This is a genomic window from Vibrio litoralis DSM 17657 (assembly GCF_000426765.1).
Classification (GTDB): Bacteria; Pseudomonadota; Gammaproteobacteria; order Enterobacterales; family Vibrionaceae; genus Vibrio; species Vibrio litoralis.
The window spans coordinates 1-24,762 of record NZ_AUFZ01000006.1; the positions used below are offsets into that span (position 1 = coordinate 1).

20 protein-coding genes are annotated in these 24,762 nt (G+C 44.0%); 11 read left to right on the forward strand and 9 right to left on the reverse strand.

The features are described from left to right. The 7 genes from K358_RS0102465 to K358_RS0102495 form a co-directional block, all read right to left on the reverse strand. Positions 1-484 (reverse strand): PfkB family carbohydrate kinase (locus K358_RS0102465; protein WP_027695336.1); only part of this gene is annotated, 484 nt, incomplete at its 3' end. Positions 485-508: 24 nt separating this feature from the next. Next, the gene (locus K358_RS0102470; protein WP_027695337.1) at positions 509-1,141 is read right to left on the reverse strand and encodes a 2-dehydro-3-deoxy-6-phosphogalactonate aldolase; all 633 of its coding nucleotides are present in this window, start codon (positions 1,139-1,141) and stop codon (positions 509-511) included. Then, a complete protein-coding gene (locus K358_RS0102475; protein ID WP_027695338.1) occupies positions 1,128-2,027 on the reverse strand; it encodes a 2-dehydro-3-deoxygalactonokinase in 900 nt (299 codons plus the stop codon). The genes K358_RS0102470 and K358_RS0102475 overlap by 14 nt, the downstream gene beginning before the upstream one ends. Positions 2,028-2,096: 69 nt before the next feature. Beyond that, the gene (locus K358_RS0102480) at positions 2,097-3,584 is read right to left on the reverse strand and encodes a sodium:solute symporter family protein (RefSeq protein WP_027695339.1); all 1,488 of its coding nucleotides are present in this window, start codon (positions 3,582-3,584) and stop codon (positions 2,097-2,099) included. Positions 3,585-3,780: 196 nt separating this feature from the next. Beyond that, positions 3,781-4,167, reverse strand: a complete 387-nt coding sequence (locus K358_RS0102485) for a RidA family protein (protein WP_027695340.1) — start codon at positions 4,165-4,167, stop codon at positions 3,781-3,783. 22 nt (positions 4,168-4,189) lie between these two features. Next, positions 4,190-5,626 (reverse strand): N-acyl-D-amino-acid deacylase family protein, encoded by a 1,437-nt coding sequence (locus K358_RS0102490; protein ID WP_027695341.1) that lies wholly within the window; start codon positions 5,624-5,626, stop codon positions 4,190-4,192. Positions 5,627-5,643: 17 nt separating this feature from the next. Beyond that, positions 5,644-6,507: a MurR/RpiR family transcriptional regulator gene (locus K358_RS0102495; protein ID WP_027695342.1), complete on the reverse strand. Its 864-nt coding sequence runs from the start codon at positions 6,505-6,507 to the stop codon at positions 5,644-5,646. A 175-nt stretch (positions 6,508-6,682) separates the two neighbouring features. Between K358_RS0102495 and K358_RS0102500 the strand changes: the two genes are divergently transcribed. Continuing rightward, positions 6,683-7,945, forward strand: coding sequence for an amino acid deaminase (locus K358_RS0102500; protein ID WP_051241147.1), 1,263 nt, complete (start codon positions 6,683-6,685; stop codon positions 7,943-7,945). Between the two features lie 44 nt (positions 7,946-7,989). Here K358_RS0102500 and K358_RS0102505 read toward each other — a convergent pair whose 3' ends face one another. Together K358_RS0102505 and K358_RS0102510 are read right to left on the reverse strand one after the other, a co-directional pair. Further along, the gene (locus tag K358_RS0102505) at positions 7,990-11,430 is read right to left on the reverse strand and encodes a hybrid sensor histidine kinase/response regulator (RefSeq protein WP_027695344.1); all 3,441 of its coding nucleotides are present in this window, start codon (positions 11,428-11,430) and stop codon (positions 7,990-7,992) included. Between the two features lie 125 nt (positions 11,431-11,555). Further along, the gene (locus tag K358_RS0102510; protein WP_027695345.1) at positions 11,556-12,716 is read right to left on the reverse strand and encodes a 3-phenylpropionate MFS transporter; all 1,161 of its coding nucleotides are present in this window, start codon (positions 12,714-12,716) and stop codon (positions 11,556-11,558) included. Between the two features lie 204 nt (positions 12,717-12,920). Between K358_RS0102510 and K358_RS0102515 the strand changes: the two genes are divergently transcribed. From K358_RS0102515 to dusB, 10 genes are all read left to right on the forward strand, one after another. After that, positions 12,921-14,765, forward strand: a complete 1,845-nt coding sequence (locus K358_RS0102515; protein ID WP_027695346.1) for a DUF294 nucleotidyltransferase-like domain-containing protein — start codon at positions 12,921-12,923, stop codon at positions 14,763-14,765. A 4-nt stretch (positions 14,766-14,769) separates the two neighbouring features. Next, complete coding sequence (locus K358_RS0102520) at positions 14,770-15,405, forward strand: 3'-5' exonuclease (protein WP_027695347.1); 636 nt, start codon at positions 14,770-14,772, stop codon at positions 15,403-15,405. Between the two features lie 178 nt (positions 15,406-15,583). Continuing rightward, entirely contained in the window at positions 15,584-17,530 is a 1,947-nt protein-coding gene (gene acs, locus K358_RS0102525; RefSeq protein ID WP_027695348.1) for an acetate--CoA ligase, read from the forward strand. 450 nt (positions 17,531-17,980) lie between these two features. Next, the gene (aroQ, locus tag K358_RS0102530; RefSeq protein WP_027695349.1) at positions 17,981-18,439 is read left to right on the forward strand and encodes a type II 3-dehydroquinate dehydratase; all 459 of its coding nucleotides are present in this window, start codon (positions 17,981-17,983) and stop codon (positions 18,437-18,439) included. A gap of 112 nt (positions 18,440-18,551) precedes the next feature. Next, the gene (gene accB, locus K358_RS0102535) at positions 18,552-19,010 is read left to right on the forward strand and encodes an acetyl-CoA carboxylase biotin carboxyl carrier protein (protein ID WP_027695350.1); all 459 of its coding nucleotides are present in this window, start codon (positions 18,552-18,554) and stop codon (positions 19,008-19,010) included. Between the two features lie 55 nt (positions 19,011-19,065). Beyond that, a complete protein-coding gene (gene accC / locus K358_RS0102540) occupies positions 19,066-20,409 on the forward strand; it encodes an acetyl-CoA carboxylase biotin carboxylase subunit (RefSeq protein ID WP_027695351.1) in 1,344 nt (447 codons plus the stop codon). Positions 20,410-20,816: 407 nt separating this feature from the next. Beyond that, positions 20,817-21,101: a YhdT family protein gene (locus K358_RS0102545; protein WP_027695352.1), complete on the forward strand. Its 285-nt coding sequence runs from the start codon at positions 20,817-20,819 to the stop codon at positions 21,099-21,101. Beyond that, positions 21,094-22,542, forward strand: coding sequence for a sodium/pantothenate symporter (gene panF / locus K358_RS0102550; protein WP_027695353.1), 1,449 nt, complete (start codon positions 21,094-21,096; stop codon positions 22,540-22,542). The genes K358_RS0102545 and panF overlap by 8 nt, the downstream gene beginning before the upstream one ends. Positions 22,543-22,648: 106 nt before the next feature. Further along, complete coding sequence (gene prmA, locus K358_RS0102555; RefSeq protein WP_027695354.1) at positions 22,649-23,539, forward strand: 50S ribosomal protein L11 methyltransferase; 891 nt, start codon at positions 22,649-22,651, stop codon at positions 23,537-23,539. Between the two features lie 159 nt (positions 23,540-23,698). After that, complete coding sequence (gene dusB, locus K358_RS0102560) at positions 23,699-24,667, forward strand: tRNA dihydrouridine synthase DusB (protein WP_027695355.1); 969 nt, start codon at positions 23,699-23,701, stop codon at positions 24,665-24,667. The last annotated feature ends 95 nt before the right edge of the window (positions 24,668-24,762 follow it).

Below are 24,762 nucleotides of genomic sequence, written 5' to 3' on the forward strand. Positions count from 1 at the left end.
TGCCATTGGCTTTCAATTTACCAAGTAGTGTGAATAACTGCTCACGACCTTGCTCAGTCAAAATAGCTAATGTGATACCACTTAAATAAACCGCATCGAAGGTTGATAATGTTTCGATCAGTTGAGCGCTTTCCGCTTGATCAAACATATATTTCGCAGCGGCATCATTACGCCAGTAGTAGAAGCTACGCTCACCAGTGTCATCGGTTTCGATGTAATACATACCTGGTTGCTTGTTTTCAAAACGAAGGATGTGTTGAGTATCAATCGCTTCTTTTGACCAGCTATCAATCATGTTTTGGCTAAAGCCTTCACGACCAAGTGCGGTAATGTAGCTTGTTTTAATAGCAGTATGTTTGGTTAGGCGAGCAAGATACAACGCAGTATTAAGCGTATCACCACCAAATTTTTGCGTTAGGAATTCGCCTGATTTTTGCAGTTCAATCATACATTCGCCAATGACTGCAATATTGAAATTTTTCATTGCATTTCCAACATTAGATATTATTTATAGCGAGCCTTTAAATACCGACACAAAATCTTTCGCTTTCACGACGATTTCTTCATCGGACATCGTCGGTTTATAAAGTGCCGAGCCCAAACCAAATCCAACCGCACCTGCTTCCATAAATGGGCGCATACTTTCTTCTGTCGCATCAATCCCACCAACTGGCATACAAGGTGTTTCTTTAGGTAAAACAGATAGTAATGCTTTAAAGCCATCCAAACCTAAGGCTGAAACTGGGAATAATTTTAAACCTGTTGCACCAGCGGCTAAGGCATTAAAGGCCTCGGTTGGCGTAACAACACCGGGGAATACCGCACAACCCGCTGCTCGACCGATTTTGATAACATCAGCATTCATGTTAGGCGTAACCACTAAGTTAGCACCAGTGGCTACCACAGCTCGTGCTTGCTCTTCGGTAGTTACCGTTCCCGCTCCAACCATCATTTCATTAAGATCAAAATGCTCAACTAAGCGTCGAATACTTTCCAATGCATCAGGGCTATTTAGCGGCACCTCAATCATAGTAAAACCTTGATCTTTCAACAGGGTCGCTATACGGATAATGTCATTAGGCTCAATGCCTCTTAAGATAGCAATTAAGGGTAAGTGCTTAGATAAATCAAACTGTTTCATTAATACTTTCCTTTATCATTTGAATACCTGAGATAAAACAGCTATCTCCATCGAATATTTGCGCATCAATGCCTAATAATTGACAAGCACTTAAGTAACGCTTCGCCAACGCTTCGCCCCCAACGATATAAACACGCTCTTTTACTTGTGATAACTCATGGCCGATAAGTAGCCCAGAAACAAAGCTATGTACATGAGAAGGAGAAATATTCTTAAACAACAAGTTAGTACGCGCAGAAAATAGTTGAGTTAATAAAGAGCGATCTTGCTGAGCTTGAAAAACACCTCTTTCAAAGGTTTCTCTATCTTCTACCTGCTCAGGCAAGCCTTTGCCTAAAATCGAATGATTAACGAGTAAAGAAAAAACCTCACCTGTCATATAGGTTGAAAATTGACTGATGTGTTTTTGAGTAACAGCGACGTGCTTACTATGAGTACCCGGCAATAGCGCGCAAAAGTCACCATTCGCACATAGACCTTGCAGACCTAAAACCTGAACTTCTTCACCTCGCATTACATCGGTAATTCCCGGTGGTTCGAGATGACTCACCCCAGGAACAATATAAGCAGGCGCTCCCCAAGGAAGTGCAAAGTGATGAATTTTTGCAGCCAGTGATAAGATAGACGCCTGAGTTTCTACATACCCTGCATCAAGCCAACCATTAGCTGAGCCTACCATTCCAGCCATAAAGATAGGATGTTGCTGATAGTCAGTTAACCAATTAGATAAAGTATCAGCAAGAACATGAGAGAATTGGCCATCAGCCACACTCAATAAACCCATCTTGCGTTCTATTTTATCGATGCACTGGCCAGAGCCGTCTATCGCAAAAGCGCGGAAATTGGTGGTACCCCAATCAATGATTAAATATTCAATTTGACTCATATAATAACCTTAAAAGGCCACGACTATACCTTTCGTACTTGAAGGGTATGTGTGGCCTAAATAATATCGTTACGCTTGTTTAGTCGATAACTCAGCCTCAGTTGTTGAGTCTGACTCCATTGCTCGGCGCTGTTCGTTAATAATCGCCAACGCTTCTTCATCAGAAACCGTATTTGCCGGCGTTAGTAACGTCACAATCACACCACCAATCAAAGCTGCAATCACAGAAGGAATTGATGGGTTCCCCCAGTAAGTATTCCAGTCAGCATGTAGCATTACAGAAATTGAACCTACCGATGCACACAATAATGTCGCTAACGCACCCTGCCAGTTATAACGTTTCCAAAATTTACCTAGAAGGCCAACCACACACATACCCGACATTACAGTCGCAATCATCTTAGTGATATAGCTGATAATGTCATTCGATGTTAAAGCAAACAGCAAAGCAATACCGATTACCGCAATCAGAGCAAAACGAGAGTACTTAACTGCTTTATCTTTTGGTGGGACTTTACCTGTCACCATGCTCCAAACATCACATAATAAAATTGATACACCAGCAATCGCATCAGAACTTGCACTCGACATGGTTGCTGATAGACCTGCAATCAAAACAATCAGTGCAATACCTGCCGGTAAAACCGTTGCTGCTAAAAATGGGAAAGCAAAGTTACTGTTTTCTAGATCAGGGTTAATCACATGTGCCGCCATACCAATAATGGCAGGAACAATTGAAAACAATAAATATAATCCACCAGATAAGATGAAGGATTTTTTAACCGTAGACACATCTTTACCTGAGTATATACGCTGGCGATAAGATGGCGTTGCCAACACACCGACAGCAACAACAAATGCAAGGGATAACGCAGGAAGTAGACCTAACTTATCAATAGCCAAGAAACTCACAGAAGCCGAGTCCATACCATTATAAAGGTTCTCAAGACCACCAATATGATCAACGGCAAATACTGCCATCAAAATAAAACCAAAAAATAAAATTAATGCTTGGATGGTATCAGTCCAAACAACTGCGGTATAACCACCGATCACAACATAAATCGCAAATGCTACTGCAATTAAAATTTTTGCCGTATTTAAATCAATATCCGCAATCCAAGCTAAATATAGACCACCACCTAAAATATGTGCACCAAGCCAGCCAATAGAGGCAATAAAGATCAATACACCTACAATATTTTTAACTAACTTATTACCACCAACATAATAAGAAAGCTCTTCACTCATTGTCATAAACTTAAGTTTACGCACTGGAGCAAAAATAAAGGCTAGTAACAAAATACCGATTGCACCACCCACTCCATATAGAGCACCAGCCCAACCATTAGAGTAACCAAAGCCTACCGCCCCCATACTAGAACCGGTGCCTACCATAGTTGCAACAGTTGTACCTAATACCAAGAATAACGGTAACCCTCGACCACCAAGTAAAAAATCCTCGCCTGTTTTTTGTTTTCGAGAGACAAACCAGCCCAACCAAATACAAAAAACCACATATAAGCCAAACCCAGAAAGAAACAGTGTACTATGCATATTAATCCCTTATTTTATATTTCACGCTAATGACGTTATATTTTTATTTTATTTAGATAAAAACTTCAGGGTGCAGAAAACTAAAGGCTCACAGCATGAGCCTTGATTTTATTATTTAAATTTAATAATTGAGAATTATAAAGCCATTCATCTAAATTGAACCTTTGGCGTTATAAAACCATTTGGATTTATAAAATTATTGTGCTTTATAACAAGTCAAATCAACTTCAACTTTCACATCAACGACAAGATCAGCCACCATACAAATACGTGCAGGTGGGTGTTCAGCAAAATATTCTTTAAATACTTTGTTAAAAGATTGGAAATAACGAGAGTCTGTTAATACCACTTTCATATGAACAATATCTTCTTTGTTATAACCTGCATTATGCATAATGGCTAAACAGTTATCGATCGCCAGTTTAGATTGCTCAATAATGCCACCTTCAACCACTTCGCCATCTGTCATTGGCGTTTGACCTGAAACATATAACCAACCACCGGCTTCTACTGCGTTAGAGAATGGTAAGTGTTGACCACCTGTTCCTGATTTACCTTCTGGGCCAAAACGTTTAATTGACATAACAATTACCTTTATTGTGTTTTTAAAATGAAGCGCGACGAATAAATTGTCCGTAACGCTGTGATTGAATATTTTTGTTTTGGTAAGCTAAGCCACCATTAACAAAAACACTATAAATACCTTCTGCTTTTCTTTTAGGTTCAGAAAAAGTTGCCACATCTTTAATTGTATTAGCATCAAATAAAACAATATCAGCAAATGCTCCAGCTTTAATGACACCTCGATTTAATAAATTAAAGCGTTGTGCAGATTTACCCGTCATTTTATGAACCGCTTCTTCTAAAGAAAATAATTGCTTTTCTCTTGAGTAAAAACCTAATACTCGAGGGAAAGCGCCCCATAAACGAGGGTGTGGATGTGGATCATTAGGTAAACCATCTGAACCAATAACCGAATGTTTAGATTGTAGAACTCGCTCAACGTCTTCAGCGCACATATTGTGATAAACCGCACCAGCTGGCTGTAGCATTTTTGCTGCTTCTAACAATGTTTGGTTCGTTTCATCCGCGATTTGCTGCAATGTTTTTTGAGCATGTTCTGGACAAGATTCTGACCAAGTAATAAAAATCTCAAACTCATCGGTAACTTGCTTTAAATCTAAAGTCGAAGAGCTCGCTGAATAAGGGTAGCAATCACAACCTACGGTTTGCTCTTTCGATGTCTCATCAAGCAATTGCAATGTTTCGGTTGTTCTACCCCAGTTACCCGCGCCTGCACATTTTAAATGTGAAATCACAACGGGAACTTTATTAATACGCCCCACTTTAAAAGCCTCTTCCATTGCATCAAGAATGGGTTCAAACTCCGAGCGCATGTGAGTAGTATAAATCGCGCTCTGGTTTGTTAATTCAGCAGCCAGTTGCTCCACCTCATCCGAAGAAGAATCAAATGCGGAAGCGTAAGCGAGTCCAGTACTTAAACCCAATGCCCCTTCTTTTAAAGCTTGCTTAAGTTGTTCGCGCATTCCTGCAATTTCTTGTGGGTTAGCCGGACGATATAAATCATCCATCACATTATTGCGTAATGTTGTGTGACCAACTAACGCAGCCACATTTACCGCAGGCTGTGCTTGTTCAACCGCTTGAGCATAATCTTGAAAAGTTGGGTATTTAAAATCTTCTTTATTCCCCAATAAATTCATTGGATCTGGCGGCACATCTTGCAACATTGCAGGGGTGGCACTAATGCCACAATTGCCAACAATAACCGTGGTAATACCTTGAGTGATTTTAGGCTCACACTCAGGCTCACGAATCACATTGGTATCATCATGGGTATGCACATCAATAAAACCTGGTGCTGCTGTTAAACCGTCCCCATCAATGAGTACCGCGTTTTCATTTTGTAAATCTTGACCAACTCGCGTAATTTTATCTTCAACAATTTCAATATCAGAAAAAAACCTTGGCTTTGAAGTGCCATCTACAATCGATACATTCTTGATTAAATACGTCGTCATTCCAATGCTCTTATTTTCTAATCACCTAGAGGTTGGCGATCCCCTCCTGATCGATGATTATCAAGGTTAATTTTGATTCGCCTTAACTTGTCTCTTGATCTTTGCTTTTGAATCACAGCTAACCGATAAGCTAAAATATCGATTGCTACCATCATGGCGTAACGAGAAGCTGATGGCTTATAAATGTAATCCGTTTCTTCAGTTAAAATGGGTAACGTAAAATCACTAATCTCAGCTAATTCCGAATCAGGGTTGGTAATCGCTATCACCTTTGCTCCGTACTGTTTCGCAATACTCGCCGCTTCTGTGACCTCTCGAGTAAACCCTGATACCGACATCACAACAAATACATCATTCTTATCTATGGTCGATGCTACCATTCGGCTTAACAGGCCATCGTTATAAGCAGTAACCACAAAACCCAAACGAAATAATCGATATTGCAGCTCTTGTGCCATGATGGTTGAGCCACCGCCCATCCCCACACTTAACACTTGCCTTGAGCCAATGATCACGTCACAAACTTGATTTAACACGTCATCCGAAATGGCGTTGCGATTTTTATGAATCATGTTTTTGGCACTTTCATAAATACCGCCGATGCCACTTTCATCCGGCTTTTCATAAATAAAGCGCTGACCAATCGCTAATGATTTTGCGATCTTCATCTTCAGCTCACGAATATTTCGACAGCCTAGTGTTTTACTAAATCGAGTCACCGATGCTTCACTGACTTCCGCTTGAGCCGCTAACTCAGTAATGCTCGCACTAGAAGCAAACTCCAAGTCATCAATAATGGCATTAGCGACTTTTTTCTCCGTACCTTTTAATTCCGGATAAACTTCATTTATGCGCGAAACAATATCTATTTCAATATTCATATTGAGTTCCAAATTATGGGATCAGTATCCCTTTACTTTAAGTCTAATTCTGTGAGATAAAACTCATTAACCAAAACAATTTATGAAAATTTCAAACAGAAAAAATGAAAAAACAAAAATTAAAACCTTAAATACAACAGCTTAACCAATGATTGGAATAATAGGAAATAAAATAATGCACCACAAAAATGAAAATAACAATCATAGTGAATTTTTAAAAACCCAAAAAGGTATGCCTGCGATCCAACAAAACAGTGGTCGCTATAACTTGATAAATGAAGAAGTTAGCTTACCTTGTGCAACCTTAAAAATGAGTGCAGTCGACAATAACATTGCCTGGATGAAACACTTCGCGGAGCTCTTTAATGTTCAGCTAGCACCTCATGGTAAAACCAGCTTAACGCCAGCCATCATCAGCAAGCAACTCGCTGCGGGAGCATGGGGGATGACCATGGCAACCATTCAACAAGCCTTTGTTGCCTATCAATGCGGTGCGAGAAATGTCATTTTAGCCAATCAATTAATCGGTAAATCAAATTTTGAACTGGCTCATCAACTCATCACACAAAGCGACTGCCAACTTTATGTCTGTGTTGATTCATTAAAAAATGCTCAAGCGCTGGCCGATTTTTTTGCAGATAAGAAAAGCACTCTTAATGTATTGATTGAATTTGGAGTCGAAGGCGGCCGTTGCGGAGTCCGAACAGCAGAACAAGCAATGGAACTAGCCACCTTCATCAAAAACACTGATTCCCTTTCTCTACAAGGCATCGAATTCTACGAAGGTGTGATTCATGGAGAAAATGAAGAACAAGAAATCCGGGACTTTTTACTCGAAGTGTCACAATTAGCCCTAGAGTTCCAGCAACAAACACTATTTGATACTAAGCAGCCAATTTTAACTGGCGCAGGCTCTGCATTTTACGATCTAGTCACTGAGATGATGGCCTGTATCCCGGATTCATTTACTAAAATCATTCGCCCTGGTTGCTACATATCTCATGACCGTGGTATCTATCAAACTGCCCAAAATCTGGTCCGTGAACGCTTACGTCGCTCTGAAGTCTTAACCGAAGCCCTACCTGGCGATCTGGTGTCGGCTATTGAAGTATGGGCTTATGTACAATCTCGCCCAGAACCAAATAAAGTCATCGTCAATGTAGGTAAACGCGATGTGGCATTTGATGCTGATTTGCCAATGCTTGAACGAGCTTATCGCGACGGCCAATTGCTCTCCGTTGATACCTCGAACATCACAACAACGGCGGTAATGGATCAGCATATGTTCATGCAAGTGGACACTGATTGCCCATTAGAAGTGGGGGATGTACTGGTGCTCTCTACTTCCCACCCATGTATTACCTTTGATAAATGGCGCTACATTGGCCTCACTGACGACCAAGATCAGATAACAGAATGGGTTAAGACAGAGTTCTAACCCGAGTTAAAATACCCTCGCAAAAAGTTTTGCGAGGGTATTCACTACAACCGATTCAATACTGCTCTTAACTTCAACGGTTTAACTGGCTTAGTTAAAAATTGGAAACCACCCGCTTTAATGGCTTGGTTCACTTCTTCTGAGCGATCGGCGCTGATCACAACCCCGACAAAGCTATCACCTATTTGTTCTCTCAATGCATCTAACACTTCTAAACCGGTGCGGCCATTATCTAAGTGGTAGTCAGAAAATACTACTTCTGGGTTCCAGTCGTGTTCTAACGCACTGATGCTTTGTTTGAGATCGAGCGCGGTACGGACTTCACAACCCCAACGTTCAAGTAAGGTTTTCATGCCTAACAAGATATCCGGCTCATTATCGACACACAGTACTTTGATATTAGCTAGCGGTGCATGCTCGATAACTTTGGCTTTCACGGGTTCTACTGGTAACTGATGACAGCGCTTCAAGCTCACAGAAAATACCGTGCCTTGTTGTGGCCATGAGCGCAGATCTAAATGATGCCCAAGCAATCGAGTGATCCCGCGAGCGATGGCCAAACCTAGCCCCAGCCCTTGATCGGCGCGGTTTTCATCGACTCGGGTAAATTCATCGAAAATTTCACCCTGCTTTTCCAGTGGAATGCCAATGCCGTTGTCCCACACTTCAATGCGAATATCATCCTGCATACGTCGCACACCAAGCAGTACTTTGCCTCGACGACCTTCTTGCTGACTATAACGAAACGCATTAGTGAGCAAGTTTTGCAGTACTCGGCGGAGTAATTTAGGATCGGACTCGACAATCAGTTGCGTTGGCACTCGCTCAAATTCAACATTTTGCTCTGCCGCTAATACGCTAAATTCTGCATCCAATTTGTCTAGCACTTCTCGCAATTCAAAACAGCGAATATCGGTCGGCACTTTGCCTGACTCTAAGCGAGAAATATCCAGTAGATCGCCAATTAAATCTTCGGCTGCCCCTAAAGCACTTTCGATATGGGCAGAAAACTGCTTGGTATTATCATCACTAGCGGTTTCGTTGAGCGATGAAGCAAACAAACGTGCAGCATTGAGCGGTTGCATTAAGTCATGGCTAACCGCGGCCAATAGTCGGCTTTTCGATTGAGAGGCTTGCTGCGCATCTCGAGTTGCACTCACCAGTTTAGTGTTTAACTTTTCTAATTCGTAGGTACGCTCTTGTACTCGGTCTTCCAAAGTTTCATTGGCTTCTTTTAATGCTTGCTCGGCGCGGCGGAAAGCGGTGATATCAGAAAAACTCATGACAAAGCCGCCACCAGGCATTGGGTTACCTTGCACTTCAATTACTTGGCCATCTTCACGGATTCGAGAAGAGGTATGTTGGGTGCCGCGCTCCAAATGCTCAACCCGACGGCGAACATGTATTTCCGGATCGCCCGGCCCACATAAGCCTTGCTGGGCATTATGACGAATAATATCGGCAATCGGTCGCCCTACCTGAATTAAGCCCGGAGGAAAGTCGAATAATTCTAAATAACGTTGATTCCAAGCCACCAGCCGCAGCTGTTTATCAACGACTGCAATGCCTTGGCTAACGTGTTCAATCGCCCCTTGCAATAAACCTCGGCTAAAGTCATACAGCTCAGAGGCTTCATCGACTATTGCCGCCACTTCTTCGAGCTGCATATTACGACCTTGCAGCGCTGAAGTCAGCACTAAACGCGCCGAAGAGGCACCAAATACCCCAGCCAGTACTCGCTCGGTATGACGAATCAATGGGGCAGAAGCTTGTTGTTGAGGTGGTAGCGTTTCTGGTTGTTGTGACCAAAAAAGTTGGAACGCATTACGCGCTCGCTTACGGCCAACAAAACGGGAAGCCAGCATTTCTAGCTCAGCCACACTGACTCTACTTTGATACAAGCTGACATCTTCACTTTCTGGAAATGGCGTGCCGACAAACGAAGCAGCTTGCAGGCGCTCACTTAAACTCGAACGTGTCACTAAGGAAACAAAAACGTAAGCTAAGCTGTTTACCACAAGGCTCAACGCCATCCCCCAATCGGAAGACTGTAAATTCAAGCTTTGTAACCATTCAGGAGGTGTCAGGAACCAGACTAAAAAGTTGGTATCTTCGCTGCCCGCCAACATATTAGTTTGCAGCATTAAGGTGGCTAGCCACACTACAAAACCGAGAATTAACCCAACATACACACCTTTACGATTACCCTTGCGCCAATACAAACCGCCAAGTAATGCGGGAGCAAATTGCGCGATGGCCGCGAAAGACAATAAGCCAATCACCGCGAGTGAAGGCACGCGATCGAGTATTTGGTAAAAGCCCCATGCCCCTGTTAATAACAGAGCAATCAAAGCACGCCGCACATTGAGTAATAGTCCAGAAATTTGCCTTGGTTTGGCTTTAGATAACTTCATTCGACGCAGTAACATCGGCCAAACTAGGTCATTAGACACCATAATCGTAAGCGCAATAGTCGAGACAATCACCATGCCACTGGCCGCTGAAGTACCGCCTAAATAAGCCAGCAAAGCAATAGTATCGGCGCCAAACGACAACGGCAGGTTAATCACATAAGCATCGGCGCTTGAACCGCCCAGTAAATATTGACCAGCCCAGGCAACAGGCAATACAAACAAGCCCATCAGTACTAAATAGATCGGAAAAACACGTCTTGCGACATGCAAATCACGCGCTTGGTCGTTTTCTACTATGGTGGTGTGGAACTGACGCGGCAAACAAATGATCGCCGCCATAGTCAGCAGCATGTGAATCACTAAAGTAGGAATATTAGGCGCTTGGTAATACTGTTGTGATAGCTGGTTTAAACTGATATCCGGCGTTTGATAAATCAAATACACCACAAATACGCCAACCACTAAAAAGGCAAATAGTTTGACTACCGATTCAAACGCCACCGCCATCATAATGCCGCGATGATGCTCGGTGTTGTCGATATGGCGAGTACCAAACAACATGGTAAACACCGCCAACACGCCGACCACAAACCACGAGACTTGCATATCTTGATAGCCAAGTTGCTGCATTAAATTAGGCGCAACTAACTCCAACCCCATGGTAATACCACGTAATTGCAACGCGATATAAGGCAAAATACCAATCACCGCAATTAAGGTGACGGTAATGGCTAGACCTTGAGATTTGCCATAACGCGCCGCGATAAAATCAGCAATCGAGGTGATATGTTCACGCTTGGTGATCAGAACTAAACGCGCGAGAATGCGCCACCCCAAAGTAAAAACCACAATGGGGGCGAGATAAATCGGTAAGAAAGACCACATATCAGCACTGGCTTGACCGACCGTACCGTAGAAGGTCCAAGAGGTACAATAGACCGCAATAGATAAACTATAGATCCACGGTCGCCAACGAAATAACCAACTTTTTTGCCTATCGCCATACCAGGCAATTAAAAACAGTATCCCTAAATACGCCAGTGATACTGGGATCACTATCCATCCTTGCATATCGCCTCAATCTACCATCCATGTATATTGATTTGATTGTGCTATGGCGAGCCTTTCCCCTCAATCGATTTGCGCCTAATTTGTGGGCTCAGTGCGAAATTACTGGATTATAAATTCTCATCAAATCAAGCGGATGATTTTAAGCTTTGCGGATCATCTAATTTAACCAGCAGAGCGAGTACGCCCATTGCCGCCATTACCCAAAAAACGCCGGCGCCCCATGCTTGGTAGCCCCAGCCACTTAACGCCGTCATCAAGGCAACAAACGCACCTAACGGAATCGCATTATACAAACCTTGCAATGGCACCATATGACGATCATCGGCCTGCTGGATATAGCGAATCGTAGCAAAATGAGTCAGCGCAAAAGTCAAACCATGCAACGTCTGTAAGCCTGCCAACAGCCAAATATCATGGGTAAGTGCAAGACCACTCCAACGGGCAATTGCCGCGACAGAAGCCACCAAAAACATAGCACGCAGTGACCAACCTCCGAATAATCGCGCGCTAAACGCAAATAACAACACTTCGGAAACCACCGAAAAACTCCACAAATAGCCAATCACCGATTCGGAAATCCCTACTTCCTTCCAATGAATGGCGCTAAAACTGTAGTAGGCGGCGTGAGAACCTTGGATCAGCGCAATTAAGCAAAGGAATTTCACGACAGGCCATTGCTTGACTAGCCCAATAAGTTTTGGTCGTTCTTGGTGCTGCTCGGCGGCTTGAGTCACCGGCAGTTGAGTTGGATTACGCAGAGAAAGCAGCGTGGCCACCAATAAACCCGCCATCGCCGTATAGACAATCATATCCGTGCCGAAACCATTGGCTAAATAACCCACCAAGGTTGAACCGACGATAAAGGACACCGAGCCCCATAAACGACTACGGCCATAATCAATCACTTTCAATTTACTGTAATAGTTAGCAACTGCATCGGACAACGGCATACCGGGGCCAAAGCTGGCATTAAAACCGACCGTCGTTAACGCCAACCACCAGAAATTGCCGCCGGTTAATACGTGCAAACTACAGAAAATTAACGAGATAAACGTCAGTATGCGCAGAGCCGGTAATAAGTACTCGACTTTATGCAGCCTTGGGGTAAGCAATAAATTGGTCACACAGCGAGTAGCAAAACCAAGCCCAATTAACAGGCCAATATCCGCTGAAGAAACGCCTTGTTGTGAAAGCCATAACCCCCAAAAAGGCAAGTACACGCCGTAAACAAAAAAGAAACCGAAAAAGTATTGCGATATCCAACCAAAAGGCGCGGGCTTGAGCATGATTCCATCCAAGGGTTTGTTGAAAAACAAAAATCAGGCGTCATTATGCCTGTAATCCCGCGGAGTGACTATTCTAGTAATGCTAAAAATACAAAGTTAACAACGCTCTAGTTAAGCTATATAGACCAAAGTCGTCTAGCGAAACACCTACAAAATAGCCACACTGAAATCTCCCATTTTTGTATGAGTATGAGTGTGGTTGCCATGCCTGATAAATTTAATATGACATTAGCACCTTTTGATCGCTTGTCAGAACAGCAACAGGCACAGCTGCGCTCGAATCTTGATGTGGCTTATTTTCGCCACTCCGACACCATACTCACTCCGGGAAAATGCGATGAAAACCTGTATGTATTAATTAAAGGTGCGGTAGAAGAAACCAGTGATGATGGTCGAGAAGTGTTTGCTCACTACGGCCATGAAGACATGTTTGATGTGCGATCGCTACTTGATGGCAGCATAAAGCATCGTTATACCGCACTAGAAGATACACTTACCTACCTACTTCCTCGACGTATTTTCTTAGCCTTATATGAAGAAAATGAAGACTTTGCCGCTTATTTTGATAACAACTTATCCGCTCGCCAACAACGAATTGAGCAAGCGCATAACCAACAAAATCTAGCAGAATTTATTCTGACCAAAGTCGATTCGGCTATCTACACCCCAGCGCTAATACTTAAAGAAGATGCCAATTTAAAACAAGCCTCTGAACAGATGCAGCAACATGGTAGTGATGCGGCGTTAATTGCCCTTCCCACTCACCGACATACCAATCAACAACATGCTAATCAGCAACATACCGATTCACAATTGCCGTTTGGCATTATTACTCGCACCGATTTATTGCACGCGATTGCTCTAGATCAGCAGCCGCTTGATTACCCTGCGCAACAAGTGGCGAATTCTCCGGTTCTGCATGTGCCAGAAGGTGATTATTTATTTGATGCCATGATCATGATGACCCGTTACAAGTGCAAACGCCTTGCGGTGACTCAAGGGCAACAAATTGTCGGCATGCTTAATCTCACCCAAGTGTTGAGCGCGTTTTCGACCCATTCACACGTATTAACCTTGAGAATTGCTAACGCCAATAATCTAGAAGAACTGATCGATGCAGCCAGCCGACAACGGGAATTAGTACACACCCTGCAACATAACGGTATTCGTACTCGATTTATTATGGAGCTTATTTCTGCGGTCAATGAACAGATCATAGAGAAAGCTTTTGAACTTATCGTGCCAGCACATTTACATGATCATTGCTGCTTATTGGTACTAGGCTCGGAAGGACGTGGCGAACAAATTCTCAAAACCGATCAAGACAATGCGCTGATCACTAAAGATGGTCTGCATTGGCATCAATTTGGCCCTTTGATGGACAGTTTCAGTGAGACTTTGCAACGGCTTGGTTATCCACCTTGCCCAGGTAAAGTGATGGTCAACAACCCAGAATGGGTCAAAAGCCAACTTGATTGGAAAAAATGCTTACAACAATGGGCCAAAGAAAGTTCATCATCTTCGGTAATGAAGCTGGCGATTTTTTCTGATGCTCAAGCCATTGCCGGCAATAAAAGCCTACTCGGACCGCTGAAACAACAGCTACACACCTTAATGCACAATAATGGGCTTGGCTTAATGGAATTCGCTCGTCCGGCGCTAGGCTTTGCGGTGCCATTAACCTTTTTTGGTCAAGTGAAACAAAGCAAACAAGGCATTGATATTAAACAAGGTGGGATTTTCCCTATCGTACACGGCATTCGCACTTTGGCACTAGAGCATCAAATTCTCGCCAGCAATACTTTTGAGCGAATTGAACAACTGCAAAAACAAAATATTCTAGAAAGCTTAACCGCTGATAATTTATCGGAAGCGCTCAAACTGTTTATTAAATGGCGACTGTCGCAGCAGCTAACCTGCCAACATAGTCACAATCAATTGGATGTTCAAAGCCTCAACCGTAGTGAGCGCGATCTACTACGTCATAGCCTACATGTAGTCAAAAAATTCAAGCAATGGCTTGGCTATCATTATCAAATTAGGGAGTAAGCGTATGAACACTCTGCAGCGTTTATATTGGTTTTATCGCCTCAAAGGTTCCCCGTATCAACCGTTATTTGGCATGATCCCCAAAGGCGAGTTTGTGTCTCTAGATTGCGAAACCACCAGCTTAAATCCACAACAAGCGGAATTGGTCACCATTGCCGCCACCAAAATCATCAACAATAAAATCATTACTAGTGAGCCGTTTCATATCAAGCTGAAAGCACCGCAATCTTTATGCTCCAACTCAGTGAAAATTCATCATATTCGTCACAATGATTTAGCGGAAGGCTACTCAGAAGCTGAAGGATTAGAGAAGTTACTGGCGTTTATCGGTAATCGTCCATTAGTGGGATATCACATCCGTTACGACAAAACGATACTCGATCGCGCTTATAAAAAGCACTTTGGCTTTCCGCTACCCAATCCATTAATTGAAGTTAGCCACCTTTATCATCAACAACTAGAACGTCTACTGCCCAACGCTTATTGCGATTTAAGTTTAGAGGCGATTTGTCGACATTTAGAACTGCCGATTCAACAACGCCATGATGCGCTACAAGATGCAATTACCGCGGCATTGATTTATGTTCGGCTTACTTACGGCAGCATGCCAAACCCCAGCCTTGCCTATCGAAAAGGTTAAAAACATCCGATCTAGTTCTCATTTCACCCGATAATTGGAGCTAAAAAACCTTTATTAACAACATCTAAGCCTAAAGTCTAATTGTAGAAAACACCTCATAGGCGGAAAGTAAGATAAAACAAAAAAGACGAATCCCTACAGATTAAGTATTGAGTCCGACTCAAGCAAGGAGAGCCCAATGAGTGAAGTTCATATTCATCCAGTTAAAGAAAACATCTTGCAGCAAACTCACGCCGATAATGACACCTACCTATCGATGTACCAAGAATCGGTCAATGACCCACAAGGCTTCTGGGCCAAACATGGCAAGATTGTTGATTGGATCAAACCTTTTACTCAGGTTAAAAACACGTCTTTTGAACCTGGCAACATCAGCATCAAATGGTTTGAAGATGGCCAGCTTAACGTCTCAGCTAACTGTATTGACCGCCACCTTGCAGAACGTGGTGATGAAGTGGCGATTATTTGGGAAGGTGATGATCCAAACGATGATGCGCAAATTACCTTTAACCAATTGCATGAAAAAGTGTGTCGCTTCTCCAATGTATTAAAAGCACAGGGCGTGAAAAAAGGCGACGTGGTTTGTCTTTACATGCCAATGGTGCCAGAAGCCGCCGTCGCTATGCTGGCGTGTACTCGTATCGGTGCTATCCACACTGTCGTCTTTGGCGGTTTCTCTCCTGATGCACTGGCCGGTCGTATTATTGATTCCAACGCAAAAGTTGTGATCACAGCCGATGAAGGGGTGCGCGGTGGACGCGCTGTACCACTTAAAGCAAACGTAGACCAAGCTTTGCAAAACCCAGAAACCAATATCAGTAGCGTGGTAGTTTTCCAGCGCACTGGTGGCAATGTTGAATGGAACGCTGAGCGTGATATTTGGTGGCATGAAGCAACTGAACAAGCCTCACCAGAATGCGCCCCTGAACCAATGAATGCCGAAGATCCGCTATTTATTCTTTACACTTCAGGTTCAACCGGCAAACCAAAAGGCGTACTTCATACTACTGGCGGCTACCTAGTGTATGCCACCATGACATTCAAATATGTGTTCGATTACCAACCAAATGACGTATTCTGGTGTACCGCCGATGTCGGCTGGATCACTGGCCACACTTACCTTGTATATGGTCCACTCTCTAACGGCGCAAAAACCATCTTATTTGAAGGCGTGCCAAACTACCCAGATACCAGCCGTATGAGTGAAGTGGTTGATAAACATCAGGTCAGCATTTTATATACCGCGCCAACGGCGATTCGTGCACTCATGGCAAAAGGCGATGAAGCGATTAAAGGCACCACTCGCTCCAGCTTACGTATTATGGGCTCGGTGGGTGAACCAATTAACCCTGAAGCTTGGGAGTGGTACTACAAAACCATCGGTGATGAGCGTTGCCCAATTGTTGATACTTGGTGGCAAACTGAAACCGGCGGCATTTTGATCACCCCACTTCCAGGGGCAACTGAACTGAAATCAGGTTCAGCGACCCGCCCATTCTTCGGCGTGCAACCAGCACTGTTTGATAATGAAGGTGGCACACTGGAAGGCGCTAATGAAGGTAACTTAGTGATCACTGACTCTTGGCCGGGACAAATGCGCACTATTTATGGTGACCACGACCGCTTTGAGCAAACCTACTTCTCAACCTTTAAAGGCGTGTACACCACAGGTGATGGTGCACGACGTGATGAAGATGGTTATTACTGGATCACAGGCCGTGTCGATGACGTGCTAAACGTATCAGGTCACCGCATGGGTACCGCAGAGATTGAATCGGCTCTAGTGGCATTTGATAAAATTGCCGAGGCAGCGATTGTCGGTATTCCGCATGATATTAAAGGTCAGGCGATTTATGCTTATATCACGCTTAATGATGGTGAATTCCCATCAGCGGAGCTGCATAAAGAAGTTAAAGACTGGGTACGCAAAGAAATTGGCCCAATCGCCACGCCAGATGTACTGCACTGGACAGATTCTCTACCGAAAACTCGCTCAGGCAAAATTATGCGTCGAATCCTACGTAAAATTGCCACTGGCGATACCGGCAACCTAGGGGATACTTCTACTCTTGCTGACCCAAGCGTAGTCGATAAATTAATCGAAGAAAAAGCGAATTTGGTGTAGATAGCGACCGCTACACCTGAAGCGTAAAAATAGACAACAAAGACCGTGGCTTAGGCTGCGGTTTTTATTTTTAGGTTCCTGGTTCCTGGTTCCTGGTTCCTGGTTCCTGGTTCCTGGTTCCTGGTTCCTGGTTCCTGGAAGGCAGCTTTTTGCACCTAACAATATAAAACAAGTAAATAAGTAATTTATTACCTATAAATATTCAGCGACAACGACCAAGGAACTAGGGACCAGGGCCTAGCAACCCATCCTCTAGGGACTAGGAACTCTCAACCTAGGAACTCGCTTTGACCTCATTAGACCAGTAAAATGCTGCGATTTGCGCTGATTTAGCTATAATCAGTCAAATCATTAGATGTAGAGTCATTTTTTTTGCTATCTTACTTAGCAAAGCATCAAAATTATGACATGATGCATTTTACATTCACTTTAATGGATATTAGCCACACAATGTCAGCAAACTTACGAGTTCTAGTCTTAAATGGGCCGAATTTAAATTTGCTCGGGTTACGTGAACCGACGCATTATGGTTCTAATACATTGTCCGATATTGTTAATAACTTAGAGGCGCAAGCTAAAGAGTTAGGTATTGAACTGTCGCATTTACAATCGAATCGTGAATACGAATTGATCGAAGCGATTCATGCCGCTTACAACACTATCGACTTTATCATCATCAACCCTGCCGCGTTTACCCACACCAGTGTGGCACTACGCGATGCATTGCTTGGGGTGAAGATTCCATTTATTGAAGTGCACCTATCGAACGTTCACGCTCGCGAAGCTTTCCGCCATCATTCTTATCTTTCAGATAAAGCGGTTGGTGTGATTTGCGGGCTCGGCGCTCAAGGTTACCAATTTGCACTCTCGGCAGCGCACTCTCATTTAAGCCAAACGCCATCGGCTTAATGAATTCGCTACCAAGATTTCGCGCGTTCAAATTACTTGGACACGTTTACGACATTGGCAGTAGTTTTACTATTGTCGTGAAATGAATAATTAAACTAATAGAGAACACATTATGGATATTCGTAAAATCAAGAAGCTTATCGAGCTAGTAGAAGAATCTGGCATCGCTGAACTTGAAATCTCTGAAGGTGAAGAATCAGTACGCATCAACCGCTATAGCAATCAAGCGGCTCCTGCGGCTCCAGTTCAATATGCGGCAGCTCCGGCTCCAGCAGCGCCTGCGGCTGCACCAGCGGCATCTGAACCAGCAGCGCCTGCGGCTGCTCCTGTAGAAACGGGTCACAAAGTACTTTCACCAATGGTTGGTACTTTCTACCGTTCTCCAAGCCCAGAAGCGAAATCTTTCATCGAGATTGGTCAAAGCGTACAAGAAGGTCAAACTCTTTGTATCGTTGAAGCAATGAAAATGATGAACCAAATTGAAGCTGATAAAACAGGTGTTGTTAAAGCTATTCTTGTTGAAGATGGCCAACCTGTTGAATTCGATCAACCGCTTGTTGTGATTGAATAAGTCTGTTGTTTCAAACAGATCTCACATCATTAACACGGTAACAAGAGGCAATAAAATGCTAGATAAATTAGTCATCGCGAACCGAGGCGAAATCGCCCTACGTATTCTTCGCGCATGTAAAGAGCTAGGCATTAAAACGGTCGCCATTCACTCAACGGCTGACCGTGATTTAAAACACGTACTACTTGCTGATGAAACCATTTGTATTGGTCCTGCTCGCAGTACAGATAGCTACCTAAACGTGCCACGCATTATTTCTGCTGCAGAAGTATCGGGCGCAGTTGCTATCCACCCAGGTTACGGTTTCTTATCTGAGAATGCCGATTTCGCTGAACAAGTTGAAAAATCTGGCTTCATCTTCGTTGGCCCGAAAGCTGAAACTATTCGCCTAATGGGTGACAAAGTTTCTGCTATCAACGCAATGAAAAAAGCTGGCGTACCTTGTGTACCGGGTTCTGATGGCCCGTTAGACGATGACGATGCGAAAAACCGCGCCTTTGCAAAACGCATTGGTTACCCAGTTATCATCAAAGCCTCTGGTGGCGGCGGTGGTCGTGGTATGCGTGTAGTACGTAAAGATGCCGATTTGGTTGAAGCCATTGCAATGACTCGTTCTGAAGCAAAATCTTTCTTCAACAATGACATGGTTTACATGGAGAAATACCTAGAAAACCCTCGTCACATTGAAGTTCAAGTATTAGCAGATGGCCAAGGCGGCGCAATCCACCTAGGTGAGCGTGACTGTTCAATGCAACGTCGTCACCAAAAAGTAGTGGAAGAAGCTCCGGCTCCAGGTATTACTGAAGAAATGCGTCAATACATTGGTGAGCGTTGTACGCGTGCTTGTATTGAAATCGGCTACCGTGGCGCAGGTACTTTCGAGTTCCTATACGAAAACGGCGAGTTCTACTTCATTGAAATGAACACACGTATTCAGGTAGAACACCCAGTGACAGAAATGGTAACTGGCATTGACCTAATCAAAGAGCAATTACGTATTGCTGCAGGTCAGCCTTTATCGTTCACGCAGAACGATATTAAGATCCGCGGCCATGCGGTTGAGTGTCGTATCAATGCGGAAGATCCAGTGCGTTTCCTACCTTGTCCGGGTAAAATCCAACACTTCCATCCACCAGGTGGCATGGGCGTTCGTTGGGAATCTCACGTGTATGCTGGCTACTCTGTACCGCCACACTACGATTCAATGATCGGCAAGCTAATCACTTTCGGTGAAAACCGTGATGTTGCGATTGCACGTATGAAGAATGCACTAGGTGAAACCATCATTGATGGCATCAAAACCAACATTCCTCTACAGCTTGACATCATGCTGGATGAAAACTTCCAACACGGTGGTGCAAACATTCACTACCTTGAGAAGAAGTTAGGTCTGCAATAAAAGCAGGTTACTAGGAGCTAGTCCCTAGTTTCTAGAAAAAGACACAGAGACCGTGGTGAAAACTGCGGTCTTTTTTTTGTTTTCGGGGTTCGGGCGCTGCGCTGCTCGTTGCTTGAACAAGAAAGATCGTTAATAAGTGATACAAAAAGCTGTCATCCTTGAGGAGCCTAGGCGACATCGAGGATCTATATTCAACTCGCTGTAAGTAGATTCCCGCTCTCGCTAAGGCTCGGCAGGAATGACGTTTTTTTGTTGGGAATTGTGCGTTTCGAGTAAAAGTAAGCGATCTTGAAACTGCTCTTTCTAGGAACTAGGAACCAGAAACTAGGAACCTCTTCCCATTTGTGTTTCTTTGGATTGTTTGTAAAAATGCCTCCCCTCTTTCATCTCAGTAAAGAACATTGATCATGAAAACCCTACAGGCTCGTTATCGACAAGCACACAAAGAAGCTAAGTGGGCGATTGGCCTAGCCTTAGCTTATTTTGTCTGGTGGTATGTTTCCGCTTATGGTTTAGCGCCTAGCCCTGAAAACATCACCGAGATGCCGACTCTCTATTTTGGTTTTCCATTGTGGTTTTTAATGGCCTGTGTGGTCGGCCCGGTTGTCTTTACTTTACTGTGCGCCGCGATGGTGAAATGGATCTATAAAGATATGTCACTAGAAATAGAACAAGAAGATCACCATGAATAGCCAAATTCTTATCCCGTTAGCGTTATATCTTATTGCGGTGTTCGGCTTGGCTTTTTGGAGTAGTCGCCACAGCAACAAGCAAGGTTTTTTAAATGAATACCTAGTTGGTGGTCGTAGCATGGGTGGCTTTGTGCTTGCTATGACACTTGCTGCTACTTATGCCAGTGCCAGTTCCTTTATTGGTGGCCCGGGCGCGGCTTATCAAATGGGACTTGGTTGGGTATTACTGGCGATGATCCAATTGCCCGCGACTTGGCTTACTCTCGGCGTGTTAGGGAAAAAGTTTGCCATTGAAGCTCGTCGTCATAATGCTCTCACATTAAACGATATTCTGTACGCGCGTTATAAAAACCGCGGTGTGGTGGTGTTTGCCTCGTTATCTTTATTGTTAGCTTTCTTTGGCACTATGGTGGTTCAGTTTGTCGGTGGTGCACGTTTGCTGCAAACCGTGACCGGACTTTCTTACACCTACGGCTTGATGATTTTTGCTATTACGGTTGGCTTGTACACGACTATTGGCGGTTTTCGCGCCGTCGTAATGACCGATACCCTGCAAGGCATCATGATGATTATTGGTACTATTGCATTGCTGGTCGGCATCGTTCATGCCGGTGGCAGCATTGGCGAACTCGTCACCGACTTACACAGCATCGATCCGGCTTTAATTACGCCTTACGGGCCAAACCACTTTCTCACAGAACCTTTTATGATGAGCTTTTGGGTACTAGTGTGTTTTGGGGTAATTGGCTTACCTCATGCCGCAGTGCGCTGTATGTCATATAAAGACAGCGGCTCTCTACACAAAGGCATGGTGATCAGTACCATAATGGTCGCGCTATTAATGCTAGGCATGCACTTAGCCGGCGCTTTTGGTCGTGCTATCGTGCCGGATATCGCCAGCCCTGACCAAATTATGCCGACCTTAATGATCACGGTTTTACCGCCCGTCGTTGCCGGAGTTTTCTTAGCTGGGCCAATGGCGGCAATTATGTCGACGATTGATTCACAATTAATTCAAGCCTCCGCGACCTTATTAAAAGACTTGTACATCAACTACATCAACCCTTCGATGGCACAAGGGGAAAAAGCGGAAAAAACACTACCTAAATTATCATTATGGGTCACCGGTATTTTTGCTGCGTTAGTGTTTGTCGCCGCGCTTAATCCACCGGATATGATCATCTGGCTAAATCTATTGGCCTTTGGCGGCATGCAAGCGGTATTCCTATGGCCGTTGGTATTAGGGCTTTACTGGAAAAACGCTTCGGCAACCGGCGCTTTCGCGTCAATGGTGGTTGGACTGTTTTCTTATATCGCATTCAGTACCTTCAAACCGGACATCGGCGGTGTACATGCCATCGTACCGACACTACTACTTGGGTTAATCGCCTTCATCATTGGTAGTAAGCTCAAACCCAATACTCAGCTTCAAACCGCATAATAAGAATACCCTAGTAATTTATATAATCTCTACAAGGCGAAGCGCATCTGCTAAACTTCGCCTCAATTCATATTTATCCAAATTAACCTAGCAAGAGGCCAATCCCATGCCTTGGATTCAAATTAAACTTAATGCCACTGACACTAACGCCGAAGCTATTGGCGACATGTTAATGGAAGAAACGGGCGCGTTATCTGTCACTTTTTTAGATGCCAAAGATACCCCAGTATTTGAACCACTACCGGGTGAAACTCGTTTATGGGGTGAAACTGACATCCTCGCGCTTTACGATGCAGAGGTTGATACTCAACTAGTATTGAACCAAATCAAAGGCAGCCAAATGCTCAGCGACGATTTTGCTTATAAAATTGAGCAAATCGAAGATAAAGACTGGGAACGTGAATGGATGGATAACTTCCACCCAATGCAATTTGGTCAGCGTCTATGGATTTGTCCAAGCTGGCGCGAAATCCCTGATCCAAGTGCAGTTAATGTGATGCTTGATCCGGGCCTAGCATTTGGTACCGGTACTCACCCAACTACCTCAGTATGTTTAGAGTGGCTAGAAGGGTTAGATCTTGAAGGCAAAACTGTCATCGACTTTGGTTGTGGTTCTGGCATTTTAGCGATTGCTGCCATCAAACTCGGCGCTGCTAAAGTGATTGGTATTGATATCGATCCCCAAGCGATTTTGGCTTCACGCGATAATGCTGAGCGTAACGGCGTAGCAGACCAATTAGAGCTATTCCTACCTCAAGACCAACCAGAAGGCTTAATTGCCGATGTAGTGGTTGCTAACATCCTTGCAGGGCCATTACGCGAGCTTTCAGGCGTGATCACTAGCCTAGTCAAACCAAGTGGTTTATTGGCTATGTCAGGTGTGCTTGATTCGCAAGCTGCCGATGTTGCGACTTACTACCAAGATGCTTTCGAGCTTGACCCAATTATCGAGCAACAAGAATGGTGCCGCATCTCGGGTCAAAAAAAGCCTCAATAACACAGCATTAAAAACTTTTTATCGCCACCCTCGGGGCTAATTGACTGAAAAGTAGACGATTTCGCAAACTATTTATGAAATGGTCAAATATTAGTCTTTTCACGCCCCGAAAAAATGCGTAAAATGCGCGCCCTTGCCGAGATGAAGTGTGATGCTGTTTTGAAAATCGGAAACTATACATTACCGAACAACCTAATCGTCGCCCCGATGGCAGGTGTGACCGATAGGCCGTTTCGTGAATTGTGTCTTCGATATGGTGCAGGAATGGCTGTCAGTGAAATGATGTCCTCCAATCCTAAAGTTTGGAACACATCCAAGTCGCTACAACGCATGGTACATGAAGGCGAATCGGGCATTCGTTCTGTACAAATTGCGGGCGCAGATCCTGATCTCGTGGCACAAGCTGCGCAAGTCAGTGTTGAAAACGGTGCTCAAATCATCGACATCAACATGGGTTGCCCAGCCAAAAAAGTGAATAAAAAACTGGCAGGTTCCGCGTTATTGCAGCACCCCGATATTATCGAACAGATATTAAAAGCGGTGGTGAAGGCAGTTGAGGTTCCAGTAACCTTAAAAACGCGCACAGGATGGGACACAGACAATAAAAACTGTGTTGAAGTTGCCAAAATGGCTGAGCAATGTGGCATACAAGCGTTGGCACTCCACGGGAGAACGCGAGCTTGCATGTACAAAGGCGAAGCAGAATACGACAGCATTAGAGCCGTCAAACAAGCTATCTCTATTCCGGTGATCGCCAATGGTGATATTGATAGCCCAGAAAAAGCGAAATACGTATTAGATTACACTGGTGCGGATGCTCTAATGATCGGTAGGCCTGCCCAAGGTCGACCGTGGATTTTTAACCAGATCCAACATTTTTTACAAACCGGAGAACACTTGCCCCCCCTTCCACAAGAAGAAGTGCAAGATATCTTAATTGGTCATGTTCAAGCCCTTCATGAATTTTATGGAGCGTTTTTAGGCCCTCGCATCGCTCGTAAGCATGTGGGCTGGTATCTAAAAGAGCATGATAGTCAAGGTGAGTTCCGCCGTATTTTCAATGCCATCGAGGATGCTGAAAAGCAAATTGATGTGCTAAGAAATTATTTTTATACCACGAGTATTTAAACACTCGCAGCAAGACGACCAGCGAATGAAGCCTAGTGATTCAGGTTAATAAGCATCGTCAACAACGCTGTCGCTTTAAATATGACGGGTATCGT